General features: G+C 72.8%; 28 protein-coding genes. 14 read left to right on the top strand and 14 right to left on the bottom strand.

Going from position 1 to position 26534, the window contains the following annotated elements; genetic code table 11:
* Nucleotides 1-7 precede the first annotated feature (7 nt).
* Nucleotides 8-574, bottom strand: coding sequence for a helix-turn-helix domain-containing protein (locus BLS95_RS12520; RefSeq protein WP_090931124.1), 567 nt, complete (start codon nt 572-574; stop codon nt 8-10).
* A 154-nt stretch (nt 575-728) separates the two neighbouring features.
* Here BLS95_RS12520 and BLS95_RS12515 point away from each other — a divergent pair, with 154 nt between their 5' ends.
* Nucleotides 729-1625: an alpha/beta hydrolase family protein gene (locus BLS95_RS12515; protein ID WP_218135726.1), complete on the top strand. Its 897-nt coding sequence runs from the start codon at nt 729-731 to the stop codon at nt 1623-1625.
* 681 nt (nt 1626-2306) lie between these two features.
* Complete coding sequence (locus BLS95_RS12510; protein ID WP_143043679.1) at nt 2307-2750, top strand: hypothetical protein; 444 nt, start codon at nt 2307-2309, stop codon at nt 2748-2750.
* A gap of 281 nt (nt 2751-3031) precedes the next feature.
* Here the strand turns inward: BLS95_RS12510 and BLS95_RS12505 are convergent, their stop codons facing one another.
* The 4 genes from BLS95_RS12505 to BLS95_RS12490 all read right to left on the bottom strand — a co-directional run bounded on the left by BLS95_RS12505 (nt 3032) and on the right by BLS95_RS12490 (nt 5775).
* On the bottom strand, nt 3032-3634 hold the full coding sequence (locus BLS95_RS12505) for a DUF1707 SHOCT-like domain-containing protein (RefSeq protein WP_090931121.1): 603 nt from the start codon (nt 3632-3634) through the stop codon (nt 3032-3034).
* Nucleotides 3635-3776: 142 nt separating this feature from the next.
* Nucleotides 3777-4424 (bottom strand): FMN-dependent NADH-azoreductase, encoded by a 648-nt coding sequence (locus BLS95_RS12500; protein WP_090931120.1) that lies wholly within the window; start codon nt 4422-4424, stop codon nt 3777-3779.
* A 147-nt stretch (nt 4425-4571) separates the two neighbouring features.
* Entirely contained in the window at nt 4572-5033 is a 462-nt protein-coding gene (locus BLS95_RS12495) for a hypothetical protein (protein WP_090931119.1), read from the bottom strand.
* 259 nt (nt 5034-5292) lie between these two features.
* Nucleotides 5293-5775 carry a DinB family protein gene (locus tag BLS95_RS12490; protein ID WP_090931118.1) on the bottom strand — a complete coding sequence of 161 codons (483 nt, stop codon included), beginning with the start codon at nt 5773-5775 and terminating at the stop codon, nt 5293-5295.
* Nucleotides 5776-5887: 112 nt separating this feature from the next.
* Here BLS95_RS12490 and BLS95_RS12485 point away from each other — a divergent pair, with 112 nt between their 5' ends.
* On the top strand, nt 5888-6229 hold the full coding sequence (locus BLS95_RS12485) for a VOC family protein (RefSeq protein WP_090931117.1): 342 nt from the start codon (nt 5888-5890) through the stop codon (nt 6227-6229).
* A 130-nt stretch (nt 6230-6359) separates the two neighbouring features.
* Here the strand turns inward: BLS95_RS12485 and BLS95_RS12480 are convergent, their stop codons facing one another.
* Nucleotides 6360-7121, bottom strand: coding sequence for an SDR family NAD(P)-dependent oxidoreductase (locus tag BLS95_RS12480; protein WP_218135725.1), 762 nt, complete (start codon nt 7119-7121; stop codon nt 6360-6362).
* 60 nt (nt 7122-7181) lie between these two features.
* Between BLS95_RS12480 and BLS95_RS12475 the strand changes: the two genes are divergently transcribed.
* Nucleotides 7182-7643 carry a MarR family winged helix-turn-helix transcriptional regulator gene (locus BLS95_RS12475; protein ID WP_090931116.1) on the top strand — a complete coding sequence of 154 codons (462 nt, stop codon included), beginning with the start codon at nt 7182-7184 and terminating at the stop codon, nt 7641-7643.
* A gap of 101 nt (nt 7644-7744) precedes the next feature.
* Nucleotides 7745-8881: an NAD(P)/FAD-dependent oxidoreductase gene (locus tag BLS95_RS12470; RefSeq protein WP_090931115.1), complete on the top strand. Its 1137-nt coding sequence runs from the start codon at nt 7745-7747 to the stop codon at nt 8879-8881.
* Nucleotides 8882-8951: 70 nt separating this feature from the next.
* Here BLS95_RS12470 and BLS95_RS12465 read toward each other — a convergent pair whose 3' ends face one another.
* Complete coding sequence (locus tag BLS95_RS12465) at nt 8952-9572, bottom strand: TetR/AcrR family transcriptional regulator (RefSeq protein WP_090931114.1); 621 nt, start codon at nt 9570-9572, stop codon at nt 8952-8954.
* Nucleotides 9573-9665: 93 nt separating this feature from the next.
* Between BLS95_RS12465 and BLS95_RS12460 the strand changes: the two genes are divergently transcribed.
* Nucleotides 9666-10313, top strand: a complete 648-nt coding sequence (locus BLS95_RS12460) for a CatB-related O-acetyltransferase (protein WP_218135724.1) — start codon at nt 9666-9668, stop codon at nt 10311-10313.
* Nucleotides 10314-10385: 72 nt separating this feature from the next.
* Nucleotides 10386-11534, top strand: coding sequence for a macrolide family glycosyltransferase (locus tag BLS95_RS12455; protein ID WP_090931113.1), 1149 nt, complete (start codon nt 10386-10388; stop codon nt 11532-11534).
* Between the two features lie 18 nt (nt 11535-11552).
* Here the strand turns inward: BLS95_RS12455 and BLS95_RS12450 are convergent, their stop codons facing one another.
* Nucleotides 11553-11942 (bottom strand): ArsR/SmtB family transcription factor, encoded by a 390-nt coding sequence (locus BLS95_RS12450; RefSeq protein WP_090931112.1) that lies wholly within the window; start codon nt 11940-11942, stop codon nt 11553-11555.
* A 77-nt stretch (nt 11943-12019) separates the two neighbouring features.
* On the opposite strand from BLS95_RS12450, the gene BLS95_RS12445 reads away from it, so the two are divergent.
* The 5 genes from BLS95_RS12445 to BLS95_RS12425 all read left to right on the top strand — a co-directional run bounded on the left by BLS95_RS12445 (nt 12020) and on the right by BLS95_RS12425 (nt 18467).
* Complete coding sequence (locus BLS95_RS12445; RefSeq protein WP_090931111.1) at nt 12020-13258, top strand: MFS transporter; 1239 nt, start codon at nt 12020-12022, stop codon at nt 13256-13258.
* A 68-nt stretch (nt 13259-13326) separates the two neighbouring features.
* Nucleotides 13327-14292, top strand: coding sequence for a CE1 family esterase (locus BLS95_RS12440; protein ID WP_090931110.1), 966 nt, complete (start codon nt 13327-13329; stop codon nt 14290-14292).
* Between the two features lie 30 nt (nt 14293-14322).
* On the top strand, nt 14323-15888 hold the full coding sequence (locus BLS95_RS12435) for a hypothetical protein (protein WP_090931109.1): 1566 nt from the start codon (nt 14323-14325) through the stop codon (nt 15886-15888).
* A gap of 18 nt (nt 15889-15906) precedes the next feature.
* Nucleotides 15907-17238, top strand: coding sequence for a serine hydrolase domain-containing protein (locus tag BLS95_RS12430; RefSeq protein ID WP_090931108.1), 1332 nt, complete (start codon nt 15907-15909; stop codon nt 17236-17238).
* 23 nt (nt 17239-17261) lie between these two features.
* Nucleotides 17262-18467 (top strand): MFS transporter, encoded by a 1206-nt coding sequence (locus BLS95_RS12425; protein WP_090931107.1) that lies wholly within the window; start codon nt 17262-17264, stop codon nt 18465-18467.
* A 54-nt stretch (nt 18468-18521) separates the two neighbouring features.
* Here the strand turns inward: BLS95_RS12425 and BLS95_RS12420 are convergent, their stop codons facing one another.
* On the bottom strand, nt 18522-20408 hold the full coding sequence (locus BLS95_RS12420) for a calcineurin-like phosphoesterase C-terminal domain-containing protein (RefSeq protein WP_176993156.1): 1887 nt from the start codon (nt 20406-20408) through the stop codon (nt 18522-18524).
* A gap of 308 nt (nt 20409-20716) precedes the next feature.
* On the opposite strand from BLS95_RS12420, the gene BLS95_RS12415 reads away from it, so the two are divergent.
* Entirely contained in the window at nt 20717-21850 is a 1134-nt protein-coding gene (locus BLS95_RS12415; RefSeq protein WP_090931106.1) for a hypothetical protein, read from the top strand.
* Between the two features lie 118 nt (nt 21851-21968).
* Here the strand turns inward: BLS95_RS12415 and BLS95_RS12410 are convergent, their stop codons facing one another.
* Nucleotides 21969-22850 carry a LysR family transcriptional regulator gene (locus BLS95_RS12410; RefSeq protein WP_090931105.1) on the bottom strand — a complete coding sequence of 294 codons (882 nt, stop codon included), beginning with the start codon at nt 22848-22850 and terminating at the stop codon, nt 21969-21971.
* A gap of 70 nt (nt 22851-22920) precedes the next feature.
* Here BLS95_RS12410 and BLS95_RS12405 point away from each other — a divergent pair, with 70 nt between their 5' ends.
* Nucleotides 22921-23622 carry a CTP synthase C-terminal region-related (seleno)protein gene (locus BLS95_RS12405; protein ID WP_090931104.1) on the top strand — a complete coding sequence of 234 codons (702 nt, stop codon included), beginning with the start codon at nt 22921-22923 and terminating at the stop codon, nt 23620-23622.
* A gap of 36 nt (nt 23623-23658) precedes the next feature.
* Here the strand turns inward: BLS95_RS12405 and BLS95_RS12400 are convergent, their stop codons facing one another.
* Genes BLS95_RS12400 through BLS95_RS12385 form a run of 4 tightly spaced genes read right to left on the bottom strand, consistent with a single transcriptional unit; the run spans nt 23659 to nt 26478 of the window.
* Nucleotides 23659-24084: an SRPBCC family protein gene (locus BLS95_RS12400; RefSeq protein ID WP_245765005.1), complete on the bottom strand. Its 426-nt coding sequence runs from the start codon at nt 24082-24084 to the stop codon at nt 23659-23661.
* A gap of 57 nt (nt 24085-24141) precedes the next feature.
* Complete coding sequence (locus tag BLS95_RS12395) at nt 24142-24786, bottom strand: response regulator (protein WP_090931102.1); 645 nt, start codon at nt 24784-24786, stop codon at nt 24142-24144.
* A complete protein-coding gene (locus BLS95_RS12390) occupies nt 24777-25877 on the bottom strand; it encodes a sensor histidine kinase (RefSeq protein ID WP_090931101.1) in 1101 nt (366 codons plus the stop codon). The genes BLS95_RS12395 and BLS95_RS12390 overlap by 10 nt, the downstream gene beginning before the upstream one ends.
* Nucleotides 25861-26478 carry a DedA family protein gene (locus tag BLS95_RS12385; protein ID WP_090931100.1) on the bottom strand — a complete coding sequence of 206 codons (618 nt, stop codon included), beginning with the start codon at nt 26476-26478 and terminating at the stop codon, nt 25861-25863. Before BLS95_RS12385 ends, BLS95_RS12390 begins: the two co-directional genes overlap by 17 nt.
* Nucleotides 26479-26534: the final 56 nt, after the last annotated feature.

Below are 26534 nucleotides of genomic sequence, written 5' to 3'. Positions count from 1 at the left end.
CCGTCCATCACCCGCCGGATTCGCCCGTGACCGGTCCGGAGTCCTTCGCGTCCTCGTTGGGGAACAGGATGGGGCTGAGGAGGTGGCGCCTGCGGTGCGGCGCGGGTTCGTGGCCCAGGTGGGGAAGGATGGCGGCGCGGAGCCCGGCTATGAGGTCGTCGCGTTCGTCCTGGCTGAGCCAGAGCGCGTGCTGCCGGTAGCCCACGGCGTCGGCGACCGGGTCGGCGTGGTCGCGGTCGAGGTAGGCGTTGAACTCGGCGAGCAGGGTGGCGATGGCCGCGGCGAACACGCGGCGATGGTCCTCGGGGGACAGGGACGCGACCATCTCGGCGTCCACCGTCGCGCGGTCCCTGCGCAGGCGGTAACGACGCTCTACGGCGCCGCGTACCCGCTCCTCGCCCTCCACCTCGAGCACGCCCGCGTCGGCCAGCACGCCGACGTGCCGATAGACCGTGGCCTTGGAGACGTCCGGGATCAGCTCGCAGAGCCGCGAGGTCGTGAAGATTTGGTTGCCGGCCATGGCATGCACGATGCGCAGCCGCACGGGATGGGCGAACAGTTCCAACGCGTCCACCGGCCCATCATTCCACGCTAACGCTAATGTTCTCAAACATTGCGAACATTATCTCCGCTTGCTACCGTTCAGGGCGCAGAGACACGACATGTCGCGACTTCGCGGTGAGGAGATGTGCGCGATGGAAGCAACACTTCGAGAGTTCGATCAGACGATGACGGCCGATGACGGGCTGCGCCTGTCCGGCACGATGACGTTGCCCGGGGTCCAGGGCCCGTACCCGGCTGTGCTCCTGCTCCTTCCGGGCAACCTTGACCGGGAGGGCAACGCCGGCAAGGGGCGGGTCGAGCTGGGCCGGGCGCTGGCGGCGGCGCTGGCCGCGCAGGGGGTGGCGACGTACCGGTACGATCGCCGCGGCGTGGGGGCGACGCCGGGAGATTGGCGGGCGACGGCCTTCTACCAGCACCGGCAGGATGCCGCGGCGGCCCTCCGGCAACTGGCGGAGCGTCCTGACGTCAGCGTCGCCGGCGCGATCGGCTACAGCGAGGGGGCGCTGCACGCCGCCGCCCTGGGCGCCCGCGAAGGCGCCAGGGCCGTCGTCATGCTGTGCGGGCATGCCAAGACCGGCGAAGAGACGCTCCTGTGGTGGGCCGCCCGGCAGGACGAGATCGGGCTGCCTTGGGTCATGCGGCTCATGGTGCTGCTGATGGGGCGCCGGACGATGCGGGATCTGGCGGCGAGGATGGTGGCCAAGGTCAAGGCGACCACGGGTGACGTGGCGCGCGTGTACGGCATGCGGATCGGCGCCCGGGCGTACCGCGAGTTCCTCACCTACGATCCCAGGAAGGACCTGGCCGACGTTCGGGTGCCCTTGCTGGCGATCACGGGAGACAAGGACGTCCAGGTCGATCCCGACGACCTCGACCTTATCGCCGAGCTGGTGCCCGGCCCGGTCGAGACGCGTCGCTTTCCGGATCTCACCCACCTGCTCCGCCGCGACCCCGGCCCGGCCACTCAGCGCACCTACGGCGAGCAGTACCGCCGTCCGGTGGACCCGGGCCTGGTGGCGGACGTGGCGACATGGACGGCCGCCCGCCTGCGGACGCCGTAGGGCACCGGATCTCCATGGGCGACTGTTCGCGGCCGGACGTCGGGAGACCCAAGGAAGGCCATCGTGGTGGTCGCTCGCGTCGTCACCACCGTTCGAACGTTCAGCCGCCACAGACATGCTGCTCAGGTGAGGTCACGATGTGGCGGCGTCGCCGGGAAAGGCCGAGGGACAGGGAGCATCCACTGACCGTTGGGCACAGATCCCCCTGGTGCACGAGCGCGGGAACGCTTATGCCGAGGCGCCTCACCTGCCGGCGGCCACAGCCCGTCCGGCGTCGGCCGGTGGAACGGGCTCTCGTGCTGCGTCGTGACGGGACGGGGCGTTGAAGGATGCGTGTCGCCGATCGGCCGTGAACACCCCGTCCTCGGCTCTGCGCCTTGGTGGGTCAGTGTCCTAGGGGTGGCTGCACAAGATCGTGAGTGTCGCGGTCCAGGAGCCCCACTCCTCCTTCTCGGCGCTGGAGTCGATGGGAGTGCAGCTGAACGCGGGGTATCCCGCGCTCTCGGCGTCGTCGTACGCCATGGCGCGGGCCGGGGGTGGTTCCGGGGTCCGCGCTCGGGGGGCGCCGGATGGCGCGGAAAGTCGCTTTGTTGGCGCGCAACGCAAAGGCGCGGGCGTGAACGCCGAGCCATGCTGATGGGCGGAATGTTCGTCGTTGATGTCACTTCGGTGAGGAATCCCATGAAGAGAACGTTGGGTATCGCGCTTGCCGTCACCACCGCGCTGGCCGCCACCCTGGCGACGGCTCTGCCCGCTTCGGCGGCGCGCGGTGCCGTGGAGTCCAGGAGTGTGTCCTTCGGGCCCAAGGTGTTCAACGTGAACGGCAAGGCCGTGGCCAAGGTACGCAACGGTGTCGTGACGTGGCACAAGAACGCCGCCAACGGTGACCGGTGGGTGACCATCCGCGCCCAGCTGCTGGACAGCGGGCCGGGTGACGGCTGGTGCGCGAGGCTGGCCACCGAGTGGCTCGGGGACACCCACCCCAAGACCAAGGAGTGCAACGGGGTGTGGACCACCCGGACGCTGGAGACGTACTGGCAGCCCTGGGTCGTCATCTACATGTACACCGACCCGCGCACGTCCGCGAGAGTCAGCTGGACGGTCAACAAGCCTGCGGGCTTCTGATCGCTCCTGGTTTCCTGTTTTGTCCCGCTTGCGGCACGTGAGCTGAGCGGCCGTGCCGTCGTCGGGGCCGGGACGTGGCCGGGTGAGAGCGGGTGGGCCGGGTGTCAGCGGGGGCGTGACCCGGGCCGGGTGCGGTGAGGGATCCGTGGTCGCGGCTCAGCCGGGCCGCGTTGGGGCGTGAGGCGTCGGGGGGTGGGGCTTCTGCACGGCCCGCCAGGGTGCCGGGGGCGGGGACGTTTCAGTATGGAAGGGCCGTACGGTGGCTGCCGCACACCGAGGCGTCAGCGCTCCTGGTTGCGGCGTTGTAGGCGGCGTTCCCAGCTGTTCGGGTGGCGGATGACCACTCCCCCGGCGCCGCCACCGCCGGCGAGGCGGATCCGCGGTGTCCCGGGCAGCCGCTCCGATGTGGTCTTGTCCCGGAAGCCGCCGAGGCCCGGGCTCATCTGCGAGGTCTCCGCCGCCCACCCGTCCGGGATGACGATGGTGACACCGCCGGTCTGCCCGTGCGCCTCTATCGCGATCTCGGGCAGCCGGCATTCGGTCTGGGTGAAGTCCAGCTTGACGCTGCCCATGCCGCCGTACACGGTGATCTGCGCGGGCACCCGCCAGTGCCCGGTCCGCGACGCGCCGTTCACGCCTCCCTTGAGGACCAGCGGCTCGGCTGGGGCCTCCTGCGGCAGGTCGGCCGTGAGAGGTGCCAGATCGGCGTAGGTCTTGGCGTTCAGGGCCAGGTCCAGGCGGGTTTCCAGTTCGCTGAAGTCGAGCCGTCCTTCGGCCGCCGCGGTGTTCAGCCGCTCCACCACCGCTTCGCGCTCGTCATGTGACACGCGCATCTGGTCGGGGTGGAGGGGAACGGGCTGGTGCTGCTGGTGCGTGTCGCCCATCGTGGTCGCTTTCGGGTTGGGGGGTGGACCATCCCCGGAGATCCCCCGGAGGTCATTACCCTATATCGCCCCATCCCCGTCACGTGGATGATGACAGGGCCGAAACGTCACGCGGTCACCCGTGTACGGGCGGCGGGAGCTCCTACGCCGGTGCGCCGGTGGCCAGCGCGCGTACCGCCTTGACCGCCTCCTCGCGGGAGGCGTCGGCGATCGGCCTGAACGGTGCGAGCGCGGGCACGGAATGCGCCAGCGTCATCTCCGCGTGCACGAACGTGACGTCCCGGCCCAGGCCGATCTGCTCCAGCAGCGCCTGGAGGTAGGGCCGGTGGAAGTCGTGGTGCTCGTGCGGGGTGCCGGGCGCGTACGAGCCGCCCTGGGCGGACACGACGATCGTCCGCTTGCCGGTCAGCAGGCCCTCGCCCGCCGGGTCCTCGATCATGTGCTCCTTGACCGTGACACGGTCGAACCACGCTTTGAGCGCCGACGGGATCGAGTAGTTGTACATGGGGACCCCGAGCAGGATCGTGCCCGCCTGGCGGAGTTCGTCGATGAGCGGCTCGGAGACGGCACGGGCCGCGCGCTGCTCGCCGGTCAACGCCTGGGGCGCGAGCAGGCCGGCGACCACGGCCGCCTCGTCGACGTGCGGGATCGGGGAGCTGCCCAGGTCGCGGTAGACGTAGGTGCCGCCTGGATGGGCCCGCCGCCATTCCTCGGCGAAGATCGCGGTGATCTCCCTGGTCACCGAGCCGTCCTGGCGGATGCTGCAGTCGATGTGGAGCAGAGTGGGCATGGTCGTTCCCTTTGCCGATGGACACGCCGGTGGACACGGACGTGCGGGGCCGGCGTCCGTGGTGGGTGCGACGCCGGTGGCCCTCAGGGCTCGAATGTGCACGTTCCACCTGCTGGAACCTCAAGTGGCGGGTCCGAGTGGGGCCGCTCAGCGGGTGCCGTCGTGCCCTCGCGTGGCCCGGGCGGTGGCCGCGGCGTGCTCGTCTGCGGTCATGCCGCGGTCGGGGTAGCGGCGGTGGAGGTCGTACTGGTCGTCGGCCCACCGCTGGTAGTCCCGGCGGAGGGTGAGCTCGTCGGAGTCGATGACGTGGGCGATCTCGGCCCAGGTGAGGCCGGCCAGCATCGCGTGGTGGATGTTGGAGGGATGGCGTACGGTACGCGCGATGCACTCCGCCAGCGCCAGCAGCTCGACCTGCTCGTCCGCGGTGAGCGCGGGACGGTCGCCGGTCCCGTGCCGGGCGGGGTCGTAGAGGCCCCGTTCCACCAGCTGGGCGCGGGCACGAGCGCCGTCCTGCTTGGCGGCCAGCTGGTCGTATCGCTCCAACTGCCGGCTGACGGGCATGTCGTAGCGGGCGTCGCGCCAGGTCGGCAGGCTCTCAGGCATGGTCATGAAGGCGTCTCCAAGAAGGTGGGGGGGTCGGCCTCGACGTCCTGGAGCGGGGTGCGGGATCGGTCTCGGCCACCCGGTGAAGGATAGTGGAGCCTCGGGAAGGGGCGGGCGCGTCCGGTCACCGGGCCCTGGAGGAGGTGGCACCAGGGCCGGGCGGGACGCCTTCCGGCCCGGTCCACGGTGAGGGCAGGCGGCTGTCTCGTCGGTATCGGGCGGCTGGCGGGGGCAGGCGGGCGGCTGTCCCGTCAGGATCGGGCGGTTAGCGGGGGCCGAGGCCGGTCCTGCCGTCGAGTAGTTCGCGTACGACGTCGAGGTGGCCGGCGTGGCGGGCGGTCTCCTCGATCATGTGCAGGACGATCCGCCGCAGATCGGTGACCTCCTCCCCCAGTGGGCCGGGGTGGCGCCGCCGGGGGCGCTGCGACAGCGGCAGGGCGGCCAGCACGGCGTTGGAGCGTTCGCACTGGGCGCGGTAGAACGCGAGCACCGTCGACGGCGGTCGCGTGGTGGTGAGCGGCTCGGGGTCGTCGGACCAGGGCAGGGGTTCGGCGGAGCCGGTGGCGATCTCCTGGAACCAGTGCCGTTCGGCGTGACCGAGGTGTTCGATGAGGCCCAGCGGGGTCCATCCGGAGGGCAGGACGGTCGTCGTCAATGCCGCGGTGTCCAGGCCGTCGATGATCGCCAGCACGCTCGCGCGCTGCGCCTCCAGGAACAGCAGCAGGGTGTCCTTCTCGCCGTCGTCCATCAGCTCACGTGGGTCCTTTCGCCCGCCGGCGAACAGAGCACTGCGACGTATCACCCTAGCCGCCGGCCGGGCGAACAGGGGGTGGTGGAGCCGGGTCCGCTACCCTGCCGTCATGCGTGCCCGTCTCAACCAGATCGTGGTGGATTGCCGGGAGCCGCGGGCCCTGGTCCGGTTCTGGGCCGCCCTGCTCGGCGGCGATCCGGTGGACCGCACCCGGGGCTGGTCCCACGTCGAACCTCCCGGATCCGTGCGGCTGGCCTTCCAGCCGGTCCCCGAGGGCAAGACCGTGAAGAACCGGCTGCACCTGGACGTCGAGGTCGACGCGATCGAGCCCGCCGTCACCCGGGCCCTGCGGCTGGGCGCCACCCGGATCGGTGCGACGATGACCGACGAACAGGGCTCCTTCCAGGTCATGGCCGACCCGGAAGGCAACGAGTTTTGCTTCGTCCGGTAGCCGCCGGGCCGGCGCCTTTCCGGGCGCGGCGCCGGCGGCATGACCCATGGTGGGCAGGAAGCGGCCGACACACGCCTCAGAGACCGTGCCGGCCGAGCCCCGCCCCGGCGGGACCCGGCCCGCACGGCCGTCAACGGGTGAGGTGGCGTCCGCCCGCGACCGACAGGACCTCCCCGTTGACGTGCCCGTTCGCCGCCGACCCGAGGTAGGCGACGGCGGAGGCCACGTCCTGCGGGGTGCAGATGCGGCGCGTCGGCGTCCGGGCGGCCTCGGCGTCGACGACCTCCTGCCCGAACCCGGGGTGGGTCAGGGCCCGCTCGGTCAGGGTGAAGCCCGGCCTGACGACGTTGGTGAGGATCCCGTACGGGGCCTCACGGGCGGCCAGGACCAGTGCGGCCGTCTCCAGCGCGCCCTTGGTGGCGGGGTAGACCGCGGTTGCCGGCATCGGCTGGTCGACCACGTCCGAGGAGATCAGCACCACCCGTCCCCATCCCGCCGCTCTCATGCCGGGCAGGGCGGCATCGATCACGGTCAGCGTCCCGGCCACGTTGGCGGTGAAGCCGTCGGCCAGGGTCTGCCAGGTCTCGGGTGTCCGGGCCGGCCAGGACACGGCGTTGGCGACCAGGACCGCGATGTCGCCGAGCTCTCGCTCGACCTGGAGGACGGCCGCCTGGATCGATTCCGGGTCGCGCTGGTCGATCCGGACGGCGGCGGCCTTCCCGCCCGTCCGGATGATCGTCTCGACGAGGGCGCGGGCCGGTTCTTCGTTGCTGTGCCAGGCCGCGGCGACCAGCGCTCCCTCCTGCGCCAGTGCCGTGGCGATCGCGCCGCCGATGTCACCGGAGGCTCCCGTGACCAGGGCGACTCGTCCGTTGAGTCCGAGGTCCATCATCAAACTCCTGTCTATAGCCGACTATCTAATAGCCGACTATAGATATAGTAGGATGAGGCCGTGGACGCAAGTGAGGCGATGCGCGTCAACCGGACGCTGAACAAGATGAGCAAGCTCTACCGCGCCGCCAAGGCGCGCAAGCTCGCGGCGCTCGGCCTGCATCCCGGCCAGGACGTGCTGCTGTGGGTGCTGGCGCAGGAACGCGACGGCATGACGGTCTCCCAGCTGGCCGCCCGGCTCGGGATCGAGCAACCGACCGCCACCCGCAGCCTGGCCCGGCTGGAGGGCGGCGGCTGGTTCCGGCGCGAGCCGGTCGCCACCGACCGCCGCCAGGTGCGCATCGTGGTCACCGACGCCGGTCACCGGCTCCTGCCGGACATCGAACGGGCCTGGGCGGAGCTCGCCGACGAGGCGCTCGGCCAGGTGGGCGCGGAGCAGCGCGCCATCGTGCTGACCGCCCTCGAACAGGCCAACGACACCTTCCGCGCGATGGTCGGGGAAGGCCCCCTGACCGAGGAATGACCCACGGCTCGTCCGGGAGGTGTGGCGGCCTTGTGGAGATCGGGGACGGATAACGTGCAGACCGTCGTATCGGCGGCGAACCGCCTCTACCGTCGGCGGATATGCGAACCGTGGACGTACTGGTCGTGGGCGCGGGCCTGGCCGGCCTGCACACCGCCCGCCTGCTCGCCGGGCGGGGGCTGAACGTGATGGTGGTCGACCGCCGCAGGTCGCTGTCGGCCGGTATCCGTACGACGGGAATCTTCGTACGGCGCACCCTCGACGACTTCGACCTGCCCGGCCACCTGCTCGGGCCCGGGATCCGGGACGTGCTGCTGTATCCCCCGTCGCGGCGGGCACCGATCCGGCTCACCAGCGACCGGGACGAATACCGCGTGGCCGACATGCCCGCCCTCTACCAGGACGCCCGCAGCGCGGCCGAGTCCGCCGGGGCGCGGGTCGTGCTGGGCGTCCGGTACCTCGGCGCGACGAGGGGCGTCGTCCACCTGGCGGGCGCGGAACCGGTCAGGGCCCGCTTCATCGTCGGCGCCGACGGCGCCCGCTCCCGGGTGGCATCCGATCTCGGCCTCGACGTCAACCGGCGCTGGCTGGTCGGCGCCGAGCTCGTCCACCCGATCGCCTCCGGCACGGACGTCCCGGCCTTCCACTGCGTGCTGGACCCCCGGGTCGCCCCCGGATACCTGGGATGGGTGATCGACGACGGCCGGCACGCGCATGTCGGTGTCGCGGGATACCCGCACGCGATGCGTACCGGCATCCGCCACCTGCTGGACGCCTTCGCCGCGGACGCGCCCGGCCGCGCGGCGCCGACCGGGCCGATCGAGCGCCGGGGCGGCCCGATCCCGGTCGGCGGCGTGCTGCGCCGGCTGGCCTGCCCCGCAGGACTGCTCGTCGGGGACGCGGCGGGCGCGGTGTCGCCGCTGACGGCCGGCGGGCTGGACCCCTGCCTGCGCATGTCCGAACTGGCCGCCGCGGTCGCCGCCGACTACCTGCGCACCGGCGACCGGCACGTGCTCGGCCGCTACGACGGGGGCGCGCTGCGGGCCCGGTTCCGGGGCCGGTTGCTGCTGCGCCGCGCTTTCGCCGGCATCCGGTCCCCCGCCGCGGCGGAGGCCGCGGTCGCCGTGCTGCGCGGCCGTACCGGGCGTGCCCTGGCGGCGCGCGTCCTGTTCGGCGACGGCTCCTTCCCCGACGTCGTCCCGCACCTCGCCGCCCCGGCCATCGACCGCCCCCACTGACCGGCCCGCAGGAGAGGCGCGTGCCAGGAAAGACCGTCCGCCGCCCACGGTCAGGCGCCTGGCCGGGGGCTCAGGGGGCCGGCGGGGGGCAGGCGAAGGCGCCGGCGGACGCGGCCAGCACGGCGGTCCTGGCCGCCTCGTCGGGAAGGGCCGGATCGGGTGGCTGGCGGAGCAGCACCAGCTGGTGGTAGAGCGGCGCGGTGGCGGCGATGAGCAGCCGCCGCGCGTCGGTGCCCGGCGGGAGCTCGCCGCGCCGCACGGCCCGGCGCACGATGACCTCGCAACGCGCGTAGCGGTCCTCCCACAGCCGCCGCACGCCGCGGGCGGCCTCCTCGGAGCGGAACGAGGCGGCGATCAGGGCGGCGACGATCGGCGGCGAGGCGGTCAGGGCCGCCAGGCTCTCGTGGTTCAGAGCCGCCAGGTCGCCCTGCAGGGAGCCGGTGTCCTGGGGCTGCCAGTCGTCGTCGCTCGCCGCATCGAAGACGTCGGCGAGCAGGCCGCCCACATCCCGCCAGCGCCGGTAGACCGTCGCGCGGTGCACGCCCGCGCGGGCCGCGACGGCGTCCACGGTGAGCTCGTCGTAGCCGCGCTCCCCCAGCTCGGCGCGGACCGCGTCGAGCACCTGCGCGCGGATGCGGCCGGTACGGCCACCCGGGCGGCGCCGGGCCGGCGACGGATTTTCGGACGTCATCGCGGGGAATCGGTTTGCCCGGCGGACAGGGTCATGACAGCATCTTAATGTAGGAGTTGTCGCATTAACAGTGGTGATCGAAGGGAACGACCGATGAAGCCCCTGATGCCCGCCGACCCGACCGTGCTGCATCCCATGCCCGGCCAGCCGCGGGTGGTGCTGCTCCGGCCGCTGGTCAAGTCCCCGTTGATCGAGGTCGGGGAGTATTCCTACTACGACGACCCGGACGATCCGACCGCGTTCGAGACCCGCAACGTGCTCTACCACTACGGGCCGGAGAAGCTGGTCATCGGCAAGTTCTGCGCGCTGGGCACGGGGGTGCGGTTCATCATGAACGGCGCCAACCACCGCATGGACGGCCCCTCGACCTTCCCCTTCCCCACCATGGGCGGCTCGTGGTCGGAACATTTCGACCTGCTCACCGGCCTGCCCAACCGGGGCGACACCGTCGTGGGCAACGACGTCTGGCTCGGCTACGGCGTGACGGTGATGCCCGGCGTGCGGATCGGGCACGGCGCGATCATCGGCTCCGGCGCCGTGGTCACCTCGGACGTGCCCGACTACGGGATCGCCGGCGGCAACCCGGCCCGCCTGATCCGCACCCGCCACAGCGCGGCGGACGTCGCCCGGCTGCTGGCCGTGGCCTGGTGGGACTGGCCGGCCGAGCACATCACCGAGCACGTACGGACCATCATGTCGGGCACCGTCGCCGACCTGGAAGCGGCCGCCCCGCGGGCATGAGACCCGCCCCAGTTTTCCTGACATATCCGAAATGAGTGATCTCTCTTGGCCCAGCGCCGCGCCCATATCGCCATGATCGGCATCCCCGCCGTCAGCCACGTCCTGCCCAGTCTCGAGATCATCCGCGAGCTGGTGACGCGCGGCCACCGGGTGACCTACGCCAACGACCCGGCGGTGGCCGACCTGATCACCGCCACCGGCGCCGAACTGGTCCCCTGCGCCTCCACGCTGCCCGTCGCCGACAACACCTGGCCCGAGGACCCCATCGCCGCCATGGACCTCTTCCTCGACAACGCCGTCCAGGCCCTCCCGCGGCTGCGCGCCGCCTACGACCACGACCGCGCGGACCTCTACCTGTACGACATCGGCGCCTACGCCGCCCGCGCCCTCGCCGAGACCCAGGACCGCCCCCTGCTGCAACTGTCCCCCACGTTCGTGGCCTGGAAGAGCTACGAGCAGGACGTGGCCGCGCACCTGTGGCGGCTGCCGGGCGCCGACGCCTACCGGGCGAAGTTCGCCCGATGGCTCACCGATTCCGGGGCCTCCACCACCGACGTGGACACCTTCTCCGGCCTGCCGCCCAAGGCCCTGGCCCTGATCTCCCGCGCGATGCAACCGCACGCCGACCAGGTCGACACCGACACGGTGACCTTCGTCGGCCCCTGCTACGGCCCGCCCGGGAAGGAGGAGGGCTGGAAGCGTCCCGCCGGAGCCGCCGACGTCCTGCTGATCTCCCTGGGCTCGGCCTACACCCGCCGGCCGGAGTTCTACCGCCAGTGCCTGGCCGCCTTCGGCGACCTGCCCGGCTGGCACGTCGTGCTGCAGATCGGCAAGTACACCGACGCCCGGGAGCTGGGCGACATCCCCGCCAACGTCGAGGTGCACTCCTGGGTGCCGCAGCGGGCGATCCTGGAGCAGGCCGACGCCTTCGTCACCCACGCCGGCATGGGCGGTTGCGGCGAAGGGCTGCTGGCCGGGGTTCCGATGATCGCCGTGCCGCAGGCCGCCGAACAGTTCCTCAACGCCGACCGGCTCGTCGAGCTGGGCGTCGCCCGCCGCATCGACACCGCGGACGCCACGGCCGAGGCCCTGCGGACCGCCCTGCACGAACTGGTCGCCGACACCGACGTCGCCCGCCGCTCGGCACGACTGCGGGCCGACGCACTGGCCGAGGGCGGCACCACGCGGGCCGCCGACCTCATCGAGCACATGCTGGGCTGAACAGTGATGCCGCCCGCGTCACCAGCCGGCGATGACGGCGCGGCCCTGGGGGACGGCCAGGTCGAGCAGGCCGGGGAAGCGGGCGTCGAGGTCGTCGCGGCGCAGCCGGTTGAGCCGGCGGGTGCCCTCGTCCCGCTGCCGGATCACCCCCGCCTCGCGCAGGACCTTGAAGTGGCCGCTCTGGGTGGACTTGCTGACGGGCAGCGCGAACGTCGCGCACGCCAGCTCGCCCCCGGCGGCCCCAGCCCCAGACTCAGACGCGGCCTCAGATTCGGCCTCAGATTCGGCTTCGGCGAGGCGGGCGACGATGGCCAGCCGTACGGGGTCGCTCAGAGCGGCCAGCACGTCGGTGAAGCGGAGCTCGCCGACGTCGGGATGGAGGAGTTCGGTCGAGGTGCGGCTGGCCATGACCCCAGCATACCCAACATGTTCGGCGTTCTCGAACATCTGCTATGTTCGGACAACCCGAACATGTGGAGAACGTCATGCCGCTCGATCGACCCGCCACCACCCCGCACCCCGGAACAGGCACCCCGACAGGCCGGGCCCGCAAGGGACGGTGGAGGTTCTGGGGCACCGCCTACGCGCTGCTCATCCTGCTCACCGGCACGAACCTGCCGGCCCCCCTGTACCACGGCTACGAGACGCGCTTCGGCTTCTCACCGCTGGTCGTCACGCTGGTCTTCGCCGCGTACGTGGTCGTCCTCATCCCCTCCCTGCTGGTGGCCGGCCCGCTGTCGGACGCGCTCGGCCGCCGCGTGGTGCTGCTGCCGGCGGCGGCCCTGGCCGCGCTGGGATCACTGGTGTTCGCCCTGGCCACGGACACCGGATGGCTGCTGGTCGCCCGCGTCCTGCAGGGCCTGGCGCTCGGCGCCGCCTCAGGGCCGCTCACCGCGGCACTGGCCGAACTGGAGCCCACCGGCGACCGGCGCAAGGCGGCCCTGGTGTCCACCGTGGCCTCCGCGTCCGGCCTCGGCCTCGGTCCCGTACTGGCCGGGCTGCTCGCCCAGTACGCCCCGGCCCCGTACGTCATGCCCTTCGCCCTGGAGATCGCGCTGCTCATCCCGGCGGCGGCGGTGATCGCGGCACTGCCCGCGGCGCCCGCCCGGGGCCGGTGGCGGCCCCGCCGCCCCGAGATCCCCACCGCCATGCGGGGCGTGTTCGCCACCAGCGGCGCCACCAGCTTCCTCGCCTTCGCCGTGACCGGGCTGTTCCTCACCCTGATGCCCACCTACGTCACCACCCTGTCCGGCAGCACCAACCTGTTCCTCGGCGGCGCGGCCGTGGCGCTCATGCTGGCCTGCTCCGCGCTCGCCCAGCTGGCCGGCTACGGCAGGCCGGCCCGCAGCCTGGAACTGACCGGCCTGCCGCTGCTGGCCGCCGGGCTGGCCCTGCTCGCCCTGGCCGGCACGCTGTCGTCCCTGGCACTGCTGCTGGCCGCGACCGTGATCGGCGGCACCGGTCAGGGCCTGGCCTTCCTCGGCGGCCTGACCGCGATCAACCAGTCCGCCCCCGCCGACCGGCACGCCGGCGTCATCTCCACCTTCTACGTGATCATCTACCTCGGCGTCGGCCTGCCTGTCATCGGCGTGGGCTTCCTGGCCACCGCGGCCGGGCTCCTGCCCGCCGTGCAGTCCTTCGCCGTCGCCGGCGCCCTGCTGTGCGTGGCCGTCGCCGCCGTGCTGGCCCGCTCCCGTCACCGCGTCACGCCCGCCACACCGTGACGGCGGCCCGCCCGCCGGCGGCCGGTGTCCCGCACACTGGGACGTACCAGGCGTGCGGGGGAGGCACCATGACCAAGGCCGTCATCACCGTGATCGCGGCGGTGCTGCTGGCCGCCGGCTGCGGGACCGCCCCGCCACCCCCCGCGCCGGACCCGCCCACCAGTCCCACCCCCACCCGGGCCACCCCCACCAGCGGCTGCGCCGCCCCGCGGCAACTCCAGCCCGGCCGGCACACGCTGGAGTCCGGCGGGCTGCGGCGCCAGTTCCTGCTGGCGCTGCCCCGCGGGCGCGGCCCCCACCCCGTCGTGCTCAACCTGCACGGCCTCGGCTCCAACGCCGCCGAGCAGGCCGCCTACAGCAGGTTGCCCGAGCTCGGCACCCGCCGCGGCTACATCGTGGTCACCCCGCAGGCCGCCGCCGGACGCATCGGCTGGACGCTGCCGCACACCGGCCAACCCGACGACACCGCGTTCCTGACCGCGCTCCTCGACCGCCTCGAAAGCGGCCTGTGCGTCGACACCCGCCGCGAGTTCGCCGCCGGCATGTCCTACGGCGCCGGCCTGGCCGCCGCACTCGTGTGCGCCATGAACGGCCGGCTGGCCGGCGTCGCCGCCGTGGCCGGGCTGACCATCACCCGCCCCTGCGCCCGACCCGCCCCCACCACGATCCTCGCCTTCCACGGCACCGCCGACCGGATCGTCCCCTACGACGGCGGCCACCCCTTCCGCGACGCCACCGGCGACCTGCGCAAGCTCGCCGGCCTGGTGGTACTGCCGCCCGTGCCCGCCACCGCCGACGGCTGGGCCCGCGCGCTCGGCTGCACCGGCCCCGCCACCACCCGCCCCGCACCCCAGGTACGGCTGCGCGGCTGGAAATCCTGCCCGCGCGGGATCACACTGCGCCTGTACACGGTCCAAGGCGGCGGGCACACCTGGCCGGGCCCCATCGAGGTGCCCCGGCTCGGCGCCACCGCCCGCGACCTGGACGCCACCCGCATCATCCTCGACGCCTTCGACCACACCCCGCCCCGATGACCGCCCGATCACCTCCACTGGGGAGCCAGCATGAGCGACGACGTACGTGTCACGATCGAAGCCGTCCCGCGCACCGGGCTGAGCGCGCAACGGCTGCGCCAGGCCGTCGCCGACCACCCCGACGCGCTGGCCGCCCTGGAGGTCGCCGACCCGGCCCGGCTCACCGTCTCCTTCGCCCCCGGCCTCGGCCACGACCCCGGCGAGAACGCGCCCTTCCAGGCCACCGTCTTCGACCCCGCCGGCAACCGCGCCGTCGAACTGCGCGGCACCCTCGACCGGCCCGAACACGCCGAACTGCGGCCCAGCGCCTGGCGGCCGCCGCCCAGCCGCGACGAGCTCACCGCCGCCGCCGAGATCCTGCGCGCCGACCCCCGCTTCCCCACCGGCGACGACGTCGTCGTCTACCGGCCCATGCCGCCCCTGGCCGACCGCGAGAACCCCGACGGCACCACCGTGCGCCGCCCTGCCCTCGGCCTCTACACTCCCGGCGAGCCCACCGGGCTGCGCCACCGCATCGTCGCCGTCGACCTGGTCAACCGCGCCGTCGACTGGACCCCGGCCGGCATCAACGTACGCATGCACCACGACTGCGAGGACAGCGTCCCCACGGGCATCGACGCCCTGGCCGACCGCGGCGGCCCCGACCAGGTCCGGGTACGCGTCCACCGCGGCTCCACCGAGCTGTGGAACCTGCTGGTGGTACGGCCGCGCGCCTCGGCCCCGCAGAACCCCGGCCTCGGCGGCGGCGTCGAGCTGCGCGACGTCCGCTACCGCGGCAGGCTCGTACTGCGCCAGGCCCACGTGCCCATCCTCAACGTCGAATACGAGGAGGGCACCACCTTCCGCGACGACGTCAGCTTCGAGACCCGCTTCAACGCCACCGGCAGCGACCCGGTCGGCTGGGGATGGCGGCTGTGCTCCAGCCCGCCGCGTACCATCCTGGAGCGGCCCTCCACCGACGCCGGCAACTTCCAGGGCGTCGCCTTCCACCACGACGGCCAGGAACTCCGCATCGTCAGCGAGCTGGCGGCCGGCTGGTACCGCTACGCCAGCGACTGGCGGCTGGCCGACAACGGCGACATCGCCCCCCGCTTCGGATTCGCCGCCACCGCCAACCCGATGACGTGCCTGGTGCACCGCCACCACGCCTACTGGCGGCTGGACTTCGACGTCGAAGGCGCCGGCAACGACGTGGTCGAGCAGATCGACGACACCGGCTCCCTCATCCCCGAACCCGTGCCGATCGTCCGCGAGACCTCCCGCAAGCGCCGCCACCCCGCCCACCTGCGGCCCAGCTACTGGCGGGTCCGCGACAAGTCCTCCGGCCGCGGCTACCAGATCCACCCCGGCGACCACGACGGCACCGCCGACGCCTACGGCGTGTCCGACCTGTGGTTCCTGCGGCACCACCCGCGCGAGCTCGACGACGGCAACCCCGGCCCCCGCGACCGGGCCGCGATCAACCGCTTCCTCAACGGCGAGAACATCAACGGCGCCAACGTCGTCGTCTGGTACGCCGGCCACTACTACCACGACCAGGCCCACCCGCAGCCGCACCAGGGAGAGCTGATCGGGCCGCTGCTGGTGCGGATCTAACGGCTAGTCTTGTCGCCCATGAGTCAGGTGGGACACGCGACGGCCCGCGCACTGCTGCGCAGGCTGGCCGTCGAACAAGCCGAATGCAGGGTGCCGTCGCTGACGGCCGCGATCGTGCGCGACGGGCGCATGGCGTGGTTCGGCGGCCGTGGCCGCGTCGACGGCGCGCCGCCGACCGCCGCCACCCAGTACCGCATCGGGTCGATCACCAAGAGCATGGTCGCCGTGGTCGTCATGCGGCTGCGCGACGAAGGCGCGCTCGCGCTGACCGACCCGCTGGGCGAGCACCTGCCCGGAGCCCCGCTCGGGCACGTCACCATCGCCCAGTTGCTGTCGCACACCGCCGGGCTGACCGCCGAGCCGCCCACCGACTGGTGGGAGCGCACTCCCGGCGTTCCCGCCGCCGACCTGCTGGAGCGGGTCGGCCCGGCCGAGCTCAAACACCGGCCGGGCCGCCGCTTCCACTACTCCAACCTCGGTTTCGCGCTGCTGGGCGAGCTCGTCGCCCGGCTGCGCGGCACCACCTGGCTCAAAGCGCTCACCGCCGAGGTGCTCGACCCGCTCGGCATGAACGCCACCACCCCGCGCCCCCGCCCGCCGCACGCCACCGGCTACGCCGTGCATCCGTGGGCCGACGTCGTGCTCGAAGAGCCCGAACACGACGCCGACGCCATGGCCCCCGCCGGCCAGCTCTGGTCCAGCCCGGCCGACCTGGCCCGCTGGGCCGCCTTCCTCGGCGGCGACACCGGCGGCGTGCTGTGTCCCGACACGCTGGCCGAGATGCACGAGCCCGCGGGGGTCGAGGACGGCGACACCTGGACCAGCGGGTTCGGGCTCGGCCTGCAACTGGCCCGCGCCGGCGGGCGCCGCCTGGCCGGGCACACCGGATCGATGCCCGGCTTCCTGGCCACCGTGTGGACCGATCCCGGCGAAGGCACCGGGGTGCTGTTCATGGCCAACACCACCAGCGGGCTCAGCGGCACCCTGCCGACCGACCTGCTCGACATCCTGGAGGAGCACGAGCCGCGCCTGCCCGACGAGTGGCAGCCCGACCCGGCCGACCCCGGGCTCCTGGCGCTGACGGGGCTGTGGCACTGGGGGCCCAAGCCGTACGCGCTGCGGCTGCTGCCCGGGCGGCAACTGTCGCTGGAGCCGGTCGGCGGCCCCGGGCGGGCCTCCCGGTTCGTGCCGCAGGACGACGGGACGTGGCTGGGGCTCGACGGCTACTACGCCGGGGAGACCCTGAAGGTGGCCGCCGACCATCTCGACCTCAACACGTTCATCTTCACCCGCGAGCCGTACGACCCGGGCGCACCCGTGCCGGGCGGCGTGACCGGCTGGCACGGCTGACCCCGGAGCCCGGAGCACCTCGTATGGCCGCCGAGACCTTTGCCCTGCCTGCGCGTGGCCGCCGGACGCTCAACTCCGCGCTGATCGTCGTGTGCCAGAGCATGCAGGCCCTGGCCTTCGGCGGCATCGCGTTGTTCCTGCCGCTCATCCGGCAGGACCTCGCGATCAGCCCGTCGCAGGCCGGGCTGCTGGCCGCCGCCGGCACGTTCACGTACGCGCTGATGCAGATCCCCTCCGGCTACCTGTCGGACCGCTTCGATCCCAAGCGCCTGTTCGTCGTCGGGCTGCTCGGCACCAACGCGCTCTCGTTCAGCTTCGCCGTGCTCGATTCCTACGGCTGGCTCGTCGCCAACCAGGCGGTCTCCGGCGTCTTCCGGGCGCTGGTGTTCGCACCGGGCCTGCTGCTGATCAGCCGGCAGTTCCGGGCGGACCGCCGGGCCACCGCCATGGGCCTGTACGTGGCCGGCGGCTTCTCCTCCAGCGTTCTGCTGAACGCGCTCGGCCCGGTGCTGGTCGGCCCCCTGGGCTGGCGCTGGCTGATGATCCTGTTCGCCGCCGCCGGGGTCCTCGTCGTGCTGGCCTTCGCCCGGCTGGGCGACCCCGCCCAGCGCGAGGCCGACGCCAGGCCCCCGACCTGGGCGGCCGCCCGCGAGATCCTGTCGCACCGGGCCGTGTGGCTGGCCGGGTTCGTGCAGTTCGTCCGGCTTGCCGTGGTGACCGGGATGGCGTTCTGGCTGCCCAGCCTCATCGTCGAGGACAAGGGGTTCCCGCTCGGCGTGGCGGGGGCGGTCGTGGCCGTCGGCGCGGCCGTCACGGCCCCGTCGAACTTCCTGGGCGGCTGGTTGTCCGACCGCCTCGGCCGGCCGCTGGCCGTCGTCGGAACCTCGCTGGCCGTGCTGGCCCTCACGATCTTCCTCATCCCGTTCATGGACGCCCTGCCGGCGCTCATCACGGTGATCGCGGTCAACTCGATCTTCCTGCAGCTCTACTTCGGGCCGCTGTTCGCGGTGCCGCTGCGCTACGTCGGCACCGCGAACACGGGCCTGGTCACGGGGTTCAGCAACTTCTGCGCCAACCTCGGCGGCGTGACCTTCTCCTTCGGCCTCGGCGCCGTGAAGGACGCCTCCGGGTCCTTCGACGCCGGCCTGTGGGCCCTGTCCGGCATGTGCGCCGCCGCCCTGGCGGTCACCTGGGCGATCTCCCGCCTTCCCGTGCGACAGGCCCAGTAGCCCTGGAGGCCGCGGGAGCCCGCTCCCGCGGCAGGGAGCCGCGGGAGCGGGGTGTCAGCGCTGTTCGACGACGCGGAAGTGCAGGGTGTCGGTGAACTGGCGGCCGTAGGAGTCGGTCGCCGTCACCACCGCGCGGTGCCGGCCCTCGGCGAGGTCGGCGGGCAGCTCGAACCGCCACAGGTGCATCGCCCGGTCCGCGACGCTGCCACCGTTGACCAGCTGCTGCGCCACGGCGTGCGGGTCGGACCACTCGGGACCGGCCAGCTGCGCCTCGCCCCGGAGCGGCTGGGTGCGGACCGCCGGGCGCGGCCGGTCACCGTCGAGCCTCACCGAGACGGTGGAGCCGGTGGCGCCCATCCAGAAGTTGGTGGTGAGCCAGGTCCGCCCGGCCAGGTCCGCCCGGTCCACGACGTTCGGGTCGCCCAGCTCCGGCGCCGTGCCCTCGCGGGTGTCGTTCCAGGCATCGCGCTCGGCGTACCACCGGCGGTAGGTCGGGCTGTTGACGCCCAGCTGCGTCTGCACCCGGTCGCTCTCGCCGGTCACCGTGTACCGCTCCTGGAACGAGCTGCCCTTGACGTCGAGGGTGAGCACGCCCGGCCGGCCGCCGTCACGCCCGACCGCGACGGGGTAGCCGTCCGCGGTCAGCGCGCCGGAGTACCAGTCGCCGGCGATCGCGCCCGCCGTGATGTGCGGGAACGGCAACCGCTCGACGCCGTAGACGTCGCGCCAGCCCTTGACGAGGTCGCCGGTCCTCATGTTCTCGATCGAGTGGCTGTGCCCGGCCACGGCGACGGCCTTGCGGCCCTTGAGCAGGTCGTACACCTGGCCGACCTGGGCGACCTGGTGGATGGGGCTGCTCTCGTCGGCGAAGTTCAGCAGGCCGATGTGGCCGGCCACCACGACGAGCTTGCGGCGGTCGACCTTGGCCAGGTCCCGCTCCAGCCACGCCAGCTGGTTGTCGTCGAGCCGCCCGGTGTAGGCGGGCCGGGTCTGCGGATTGTTGCACTGGGGCCGCCGGCCGTCGGCGTTGTCGACCTCCGGGGTGCACGGGTAGCGCACCGTGTTCAGCGCCACGACGTGCACGTCGCCGACGTCGTAGGAGTAGTACGCGGGCGCGAGCTGAGCCCGGAAGGTGTCGAAGGAGTGCTCGGCGGACCTGGCGTCGAAGTCGAGGTCGTGGTTGCCGGGCAGGAACCTGGCCGGCCCGTTGGTCAGGCTGGTGAGCCCCTTCACGTCGGGGTAGAGCGACAGGTCGTCGCCCACGACGTCACCGATGAACAGGGTGCCGCAGCCCCGGTAGTCGTCGCGCCGGGACAGGTCGCCGATCGCCCCCTTGCGGGCGTACTCGACCTCCTCCTTGTCGTAGGTCTGCAGGTCGCCGGCGATGACGCAGTGCTGCTCCGACGACTTCGTGAGGTGGCTGCGTACGAGGGGGAAGTTCACCGCGGCCGGGAGCGGCCCGGTGGGCGCGATGCCGCCGTAGCGCAGCGCGGGCGAGCCCTCGGGCAGGTGGTTGTAGTGGAACTGGGCGACGTTCGACTCGTCGACGGGCACCTGGTAGCCGGACGGCTGGGTGACGAACACCGTCATGTTGTCGTAGACGGGCAGCCGGTAGCGCCCGCGGGAGTCGGTGGTGACCACGTCACGCCCGTTCGACACCAGGACACCGGCGAGCCCGCGCTCGTTGCGGTCGCTCACACTGTCGCGGTCGTCGTCGACGAAGACCGTACCGGTCAGAACGGAGGCGTCAGACGAGCCGTCCCGGCCCCGGACGACCTCGACGTGACCGCGGTAGGCGGCCTCGTTCCAGGTGTCCGTCACCGAGCTCGCCTGGGCGGCCGTAGCGGGGACGATTGTCGCGGCCGAAGCCAGGACCGCGAGGGCCGTCAAGGCCAGGGGGACACGGAGCTTGTTGCGGTCTCGCGATGAGGCACTCAACATGCACTGTTCTCCGATGAATCGTCGGGGAAAGCGCCGGCCGTCCTGGGCCGGCGAAACGCGATCTTTTACGACGCACCTGAACAGTGACCCCTTCGCGGAAGAACGCCGCTCATCTGGCGGCCGACCCGCAGATGATCTCTCACCGCGCGGACAACCTCCAGTAAGGGGCGCGGAAAGGACGGTTGGTCTTTACCCGGCGTTCGTGGACGGGATGGTCATCGGTCAACCCGGCGCGGATCATGGAAGGCGCACCCGCCCATGGACCGGCAGAAAACCCCGCGCGTAGCCCCCCACCGAGAGGACCCCTCATGTCCGGATCCCTGTCCCGGCGAACCCTGCTCGCCGGCGTGCCCGCGCTCGGCCTGGCGGCCGCGCTGCCGGGCGCCGCGTACGCCGACACCCCCGCCTACGCCGCCTTCCGCGTCGTACGCCGCCGGCCCGGCGAACCCGGCCGGCCCGAGATCGTGCTGCCCGCCGGCTACGAGATCCTGCCGGGCGCGAACTACTCCGTGGCCTCCCGGGCGGAGTACTACACCTTCGTCCGCGGCCCGCGGAACCCCGAGGGCATCGAGGTCACCGTCCGCTGGCCGGACACGCGCGTGGAGGCCGTCGTCCACCAGGAGGAGCGGCTGGAGATGCGCGGCATCCCCGGCGAGCGGCACGCCTTCACCTTCACGCTGCCGATGACGCAGCCGACGGCCAGTGGGAACCAGCCGACGCTCCAGGTCTGGAGCTTCCCCGACGTCTCGCCGGGCATGAACTGGCGGATCGAGCACAACGACCCCGACCGCGTCGCCGGCCCGTGGACGACGGTGCCGTGGCCTGCCGGGCCGGTCAAGTCCGTGGTCCACCAGCTCGTCGCGGCGCACGCGATCCTGCGCGACTCCGGCCTGGTCGAGGTCGCCGCGGCGAAGGGGCACCGGTTCGTGCTGATGGGCTTCGAGACCAACAACACCCTGCATGCCGACAACCCGCCGCACTGGCACATCTCCTACAACTCCGGCGCCGACTTCAACGCGCCCACGCACAACCCGCACCTGTGGCTCGACTCGGCGGGCCGCAACTTCTACAACGGCATGGACGTCACCGGGATGGGCCGCCTGCAGTACCGCCTCGGCGACCCGGCCCCGCTGTACGACTTCGTCGGCGACGCCAACGGCGGCCGCGGGAACCTCGTCGTCACCCTCACCCTGCGCGAGGACGGCGGCATCGACATCCAGCCGCCGCAGGGCCCCGGGTACGCGATCGCGGCCGGGCGCGACGGCGACCTGGTCGAGGAGGTCCACGCGCTGCGTGACGGGCAGCCGTGGCTCCGCATCGCGACCGAGGACCGCGTACGCCGTGGCGTGCTCAACGTCCGGATCAGGGGGCTGCGCGACCACGCCGAGTCCAGCGCGCGCACCTACCGCTACGACCCGCTGACGGGCGTGCTGCGGAAGTAGCACCGGAAAACAGGGCCGCCGCCCGTCACGGTGGCGGCCCTGGCCCAGGGTCAGCGGTGCTCGTGAGGAGCGGGAAAGAGCACCTCGATGCCGCACCGCGTGGAGGAGCGAGGCGCGCTCAGCCCGACAGCGCGTGTGCCAGGTCGGCGGCCGGGCCGGGGGGCAGCGCGCCGTGCAGCAGCTCGACCCGGTGCACCAGCCGCGGCGCCCCCAGCGGCACACCGCGCGCCGCCATGGCGGTGGGGGTGGGGGGCAGGGCGGAGGCCGGCAGCAGGGTCAGGCCGTGGCCGGCGGCCACCAGGTTGGCCACCGTACGCACGTCGTCGCCCCGGTAGTCCAGCGCCACCGGGAACCCCTCGCCGACCAGGTCGCGCAGCCGGGTCAGCGGGCACAGCGGAGTCTGCAGCCAGCGGGCGTCCACCAGGTCCGCCAGCCGCAGCGACGCCCGCCCCGCCAGCGGATGCCCCGCCTCCAGGGCCACCACCAGCTCTTCCTCCGTCACCCCCACGGTCGTGATCGGGCCCGTGTCCGGCAGCCGCAGCGGGTCGCTCGGCGCCACGATGCCGTCGGCCAGGCCCAGGTCCGCCTCGCCCCCGGCGACCATCGCGGCCACCTCCTGGGCTCCGCGCGTGTGCAGCGTCACCTCCAGCCGGGGCTGCGCGGCACGCGCCCGTGCCAGCCGCATGGCCAGGACCGGGTTGAGCGCCAGCGGGGTGGCCGCCAGCCGCAGCCGGTGACCGGGCACGGCGGCGGCGCGCAGCACGTCGGCGCGGGCCGCCCGCAGCCGCAGCAGCAGCGGCCCCGCGTGCTCCAGCAGCCGCCGGCCCGCCGCCGTGGGCTTGACCGGGCGGCGGCCCAGCAGCGCCAGCCCCAGGTCGGCCTCCAGCGCGGCGATCTGCTGGGAGACGGCCGACTGCGTGTAGCCGAGCTCGGCCGCCGCCGCCGAGAACGAGCCGTGCCGGGCCACCGTCACGAACGTCGTCAGCAAATGAGGGTCCATCAGCAACTCTTATAGCAGGTACAGATTTCATCGTTGGCGCTTAACGGGTCAGGTTCGTCACGATGGGGGCATGAGAATCGCCCTTGTGGGGGACCGCTCCCCCAGCGTTCGTTCGCATGTCAGGATTCCGATGCTGATCAAGGCCCTGCGGGAGGAGGAGGGGATCGCGCTCGACCCGTACTGGATGCCCACGACCGACGTGAGCGGCCTAAAGGGGTTCGACGGCATCTGGATGCTGCCCGGCAGCCCCTACCGCGACGAGGCCGGCGCGGTGGAGGCCGCGCGGATCGCCCGCGAGGGGAAGATCCCGTTCCTCGGCACGTGCGGCGGGTTCCAGCACATGCTGCTGGAGTACGCGCGGCACGTGTGCGGGCTCGACGTGGCGCACGCCGAGAACGAGCCAGGCGCGCGCGACTTCCTGCTCACGCCGCTGGCCTGCTCGCTGGCCGGGCACGAGGGCCTGGTACGGCTGACGCCCGGCTCACTGATCGAGCAGATCGTCGGCACGCCCACCACCGTGGAGGCCTACATCTGCTCCTACGGGCTCAACGAGGACTACAAGCAGACGCTCGCCCGCCACGGGATGGTGTTCTCCGGGCACGCCGAGGACGGCACGGTGCGCGTGGCCGAGCTGCCCGGGCACCCGTTCTTCCTGGCCACGATGTTCCAGCCGGAGCTGGCCGGGGACGGGCGGCGGCCGCACCCGGTGGTCTCCGCGTTCGCCGCGGCGGTCACCCGGCACGCCACCCGGCGGCTCGCGCACACGAGCTGACCCCATGGTCGGCCGATGGGCCAGGAGGCGGCCGTCTCAGCCGGGGTGCGCGAGGGCGGCCAGCTTGCGCAGCGAGTGGCGCAGCAGGGCCAGGCCCACCGGGCGGGCGAACGGCCACACCGCCCGGCCCAGCGGCCCGAACGGCAGGTACAGCTCCTCGGCCCACACGACGCGGCTGCCGCCGTCGCGGGGGCTCACCCGGATGGCGCCGCGCCCGCGCACCACCCGGCCGGTGTGGGTGACGCACACGAGGTCCGGCGGCTCCCACCGGGTGATCGTCATCGTGTCCAGGAAGCCGAGCGGCCCCACCCCGGTGAAGGCCTCGACGCCGTCCCTGCCCACCTGCCGGGCGGTGGTCAGGAACATCCACTCCCGGTGCCGGGGCCAGTCGGTGATCAGCGCGAACACCTGCTCCTGCGGCGCCGGGACGTGCACGGCCGCGGCCGCGTACACCGGTCTCACCAGAAAACCCCCGATCTGCTGCGTATGTACGGACTCCCATACCCCGGGCGGCCGGGGTCAGGTCTCCAGGAAGCGCAGCACGGCCAGGACGCGGCGGCTGTAGCCGGTGGAGTGGGACAGGCCCAGCTTGTCGAAGAGCGAGTTGACGTGCTTCTCCACGGCGCTCTGCGACACGTGCAGGGCCTGCGCGATCGAGGCGTTGGTCAGGCCCTGCGCCATCCGCTCCAGCACCTCCCGCTCGCGCATGGTCAGCCGGGCCAGCGGGTCCACGTGGCTGGTGCGGGCCAGAAGCTGGCGCACCACCTCGGGATCGAACGCCGCTCCCCCGGCGCCCACCCGCTCCAGCGCGTCCAGGAAGTCGCCGACCTGCGCCACCCGGTCCTTCAGCAGGTAGCCGACCCCCTCGATGTCGCCGCCCATCAACTCGGCGGCGTAGCGCTTCTCCACGTACTGCGACAGCACCAGCACCCTGACCGCGGGCCAGCGCCGCCGGATCTCCAGCGCGGCCCGCAGCCCCTCGTCGGTGTGGGTCGGCGGCATGCGTACGTCGACCACGACGACGTCCGGCTCGTGCGCGGCCACCGCCGACACCAGCGCCCCGGCGTCGCCCACCGCGGCCGCCACCTCGTGACCCTCCTCCGCCAGCAGCCGTACCAGGCCCTCGCGCAGCAGCGTGGAGTCCTCGGCCAGGATCACCCGCACGGCAGCACCGCCACGATCGTCGTCGGCCCGCCCGGCGGGCTGTCCACCTCGAACCGCCCGTCCAGCGCGGCCACCCTCCTGGCCAGCCCCGACAGGCCGCCCCCGGCGGGATCGGCGCCGCCGGGACCGTCGTCGCGCACCCGGACGTCCACCCCGCCGTCCCGCTCGCGCACCTCGACGGTGATGAGGCCGGCGCCCGCGTGTTTGGCGGCGTTGGTGACCGCCTCGCACACCACGAAGTACGCCGCCGTCTCCACCGCCGTCGGCGGCCGGCGCGGCAGGTCGCAGGTCACCTTGACCGGTACGCCGGCGCGTTCGGCCACCCCGGCCAGGGCCTCGCCAAGACCGAGGGAGTCCAGCCCGCTCGGGTAGACCCGCCAGGCCACCTCGCGCAGCTCGGCCAGCGCCTGCTGCGCCTCCAGGTGGGCCTGTTCCAGCAGCTCGGCCCGGCCCCGCTTGGCCCGCCCGACCAGCATCGACAGCGCCACCAGGCGTTGCTGCAGCCCGTCGTGCAGGTCGCGTTCGATCCTGCGGCGCTCGGCGTCGACCGCGGTCACCACGCCGGCGCGGCTCTCGGCCAGTTCGGCGATCCGGTGGCGCAGCGCCTCGGTCGGGTCGGGGCCGAGCATGCGGGTGGCGAGGCGGCGTTCCAGGGCATGCACCCCCGCCACGCCCGACAGAACCAGGAACAGCACGAGGATTCCCACGACGAGGAGGTAGGCCGCCAAGGGGACCGTCGGCCTCATCCCGTCGAACGGCTCGCCCCGCACCCACGCCGCGGCCAGCCCCGCCCCGGTGCCCACCCCGTACACGAGCACCACGATCACTAGCCCGCCGAGCACGCCCAGGCCCGCGCGGGCGGCCAGATAGCCCAGCGGCCGGTTGTCGTCGCCGGTCAGGGCGTCGAGGGTGGCACGGTCCAGGCGCAGGCGGCGCGCCTCCAGGCGGGCCAGCCGCCGGGCGGTCGCGCCGACGTTCGGATTGCCGAGGAACGGCAGCACCAGCAGCAGGAACACCAGCCCGGCGAGCGCGGTGAGCGCGCCGAGCGCCACCGCGCCCAGCAGCCTCAGCCCCTCAGCGGCGAGCCGCATGCCTCCCCTTGCGCTTCTCCGACAGCCGGACCACGACGAACACCACGACCGCCAGCACCACCAGGCCGATCACGACGTTGGTGCCGATGCCGACGTAGCCCTCCACGAGCTCCCAGTTCTCTCCCAGAAAGTATCCGGCCAGGACGAAGGCGGTGTTCCAGATCAGGCTGCCGGCCGTAGTCAGGAGCGTGAACATGGGGAGCGGCATGCGTTCGACGCCCGCCGGGACGGAGATCAGGCTGCGGAAGATGGGGATCATCCGGCCGAAGAAGACGGTCATACGGCCGTGGCGCTGGAACCAGGCCTCGGTCTTCTCGATGTCGGAGACCTTGACCAGGGGGAGCTTGGCGGCGATGGCCAGGGTGCGCTCGCGGCCGAGCAGCGCGCCCACCCAGTAGAGCGCCAGCGCGCCGACGACGGAGCCGAGCGTCGTGCAGACCAGCACGTCCAGCAGGTCCATGTCGCCCTGGCTGGCCGTGAAGCCGGCCATGGGCAGGATCACCTCGCTCGGCAGGGGCGGGAACAGGTTTTCTAACGCGATCGCGAGCCCCGCCCCAGGGGCCCCGAGGGTCTCCATCAGTCCTACGAGCCAGTCAGTCATGGTTCCAAGGCTATGGAAGATCGGAAGTGCGCGTGAATGAGGTGGCTGCCCGAAGC

This window comes from Nonomuraea jiangxiensis (assembly GCF_900099965.1).
GTDB classification, from domain to species: domain Bacteria; phylum Actinomycetota; class Actinomycetes; order Streptosporangiales; family Streptosporangiaceae; genus Nonomuraea; species Nonomuraea jiangxiensis.
The sequence above is the reverse complement of the archived record's forward strand: the minus strand, read 5'-3'. Positions and strand labels throughout refer to the sequence as shown.

What these genes read in the sequence shown, in the direction of transcription:
- BLS95_RS12425 (WP_090931107.1), top strand. Translation starts at nt 17,262, where the DNA reads ATGGCCGCCGAGACCTTTGCCCTGCCTGCGCGTGGCCGCCGGACGCTC.
- BLS95_RS12410 (WP_090931105.1), bottom strand. Translation starts at nt 22,850, where the DNA reads ATGGACCCTCATTTGCTGACGACGTTCGTGACGGTGGCCCGGCACGGC.
- BLS95_RS12460 (WP_218135724.1), top strand. Translation starts at nt 9,666, where the DNA reads ATGAAGCCCCTGATGCCCGCCGACCCGACCGTGCTGCATCCCATGCCC.
- BLS95_RS12445 (WP_090931111.1), top strand. Translation starts at nt 12,020, where the DNA reads ATGCCGCTCGATCGACCCGCCACCACCCCGCACCCCGGAACAGGCACC.
- BLS95_RS12515 (WP_218135726.1), top strand. Translation starts at nt 729, where the DNA reads ATGACGGCCGATGACGGGCTGCGCCTGTCCGGCACGATGACGTTGCCC.
- BLS95_RS12430 (WP_090931108.1), top strand. Translation starts at nt 15,907, where the DNA reads ATGAGTCAGGTGGGACACGCGACGGCCCGCGCACTGCTGCGCAGGCTG.
- BLS95_RS12500 (WP_090931120.1), bottom strand. Translation starts at nt 4,424, where the DNA reads ATGCCCACTCTGCTCCACATCGACTGCAGCATCCGCCAGGACGGCTCG.
- BLS95_RS12505 (WP_090931121.1), bottom strand. Translation starts at nt 3,634, where the DNA reads ATGGGCGACACGCACCAGCAGCACCAGCCCGTTCCCCTCCACCCCGAC.
- BLS95_RS12490 (WP_090931118.1), bottom strand. Translation starts at nt 5,775, where the DNA reads ATGGACGACGGCGAGAAGGACACCCTGCTGCTGTTCCTGGAGGCGCAG.
- BLS95_RS12470 (WP_090931115.1), top strand. Translation starts at nt 7,745, where the DNA reads ATGCGAACCGTGGACGTACTGGTCGTGGGCGCGGGCCTGGCCGGCCTG.
- BLS95_RS12495 (WP_090931119.1), bottom strand. Translation starts at nt 5,033, where the DNA reads ATGACCATGCCTGAGAGCCTGCCGACCTGGCGCGACGCCCGCTACGAC.
- BLS95_RS12385 (WP_090931100.1), bottom strand. Translation starts at nt 26,478, where the DNA reads ATGACTGACTGGCTCGTAGGACTGATGGAGACCCTCGGGGCCCCTGGG.
- BLS95_RS12450 (WP_090931112.1), bottom strand. Translation starts at nt 11,942, where the DNA reads ATGGCCAGCCGCACCTCGACCGAACTCCTCCATCCCGACGTCGGCGAG.
- BLS95_RS12480 (WP_218135725.1), bottom strand. Translation starts at nt 7,121, where the DNA reads ATGATGGACCTCGGACTCAACGGACGAGTCGCCCTGGTCACGGGAGCC.
- BLS95_RS12455 (WP_090931113.1), top strand. Translation starts at nt 10,386, where the DNA reads ATGATCGGCATCCCCGCCGTCAGCCACGTCCTGCCCAGTCTCGAGATC.
- BLS95_RS12440 (WP_090931110.1), top strand. Translation starts at nt 13,327, where the DNA reads ATGACCAAGGCCGTCATCACCGTGATCGCGGCGGTGCTGCTGGCCGCC.
- BLS95_RS12405 (WP_090931104.1), top strand. Translation starts at nt 22,921, where the DNA reads ATGAGAATCGCCCTTGTGGGGGACCGCTCCCCCAGCGTTCGTTCGCAT.
- BLS95_RS12510 (WP_143043679.1), top strand. Translation starts at nt 2,307, where the DNA reads ATGAAGAGAACGTTGGGTATCGCGCTTGCCGTCACCACCGCGCTGGCC.
- BLS95_RS12390 (WP_090931101.1), bottom strand. Translation starts at nt 25,877, where the DNA reads ATGCGGCTCGCCGCTGAGGGGCTGAGGCTGCTGGGCGCGGTGGCGCTC.
- BLS95_RS12485 (WP_090931117.1), top strand. Translation starts at nt 5,888, where the DNA reads ATGCGTGCCCGTCTCAACCAGATCGTGGTGGATTGCCGGGAGCCGCGG.
- BLS95_RS12415 (WP_090931106.1), top strand. Translation starts at nt 20,717, where the DNA reads ATGTCCGGATCCCTGTCCCGGCGAACCCTGCTCGCCGGCGTGCCCGCG.
- BLS95_RS12465 (WP_090931114.1), bottom strand. Translation starts at nt 9,572, where the DNA reads ATGACGTCCGAAAATCCGTCGCCGGCCCGGCGCCGCCCGGGTGGCCGT.
- BLS95_RS12420 (WP_176993156.1), bottom strand. Translation starts at nt 20,408, where the DNA reads ATGTTGAGTGCCTCATCGCGAGACCGCAACAAGCTCCGTGTCCCCCTG.
- BLS95_RS12435 (WP_090931109.1), top strand. Translation starts at nt 14,323, where the DNA reads ATGAGCGACGACGTACGTGTCACGATCGAAGCCGTCCCGCGCACCGGG.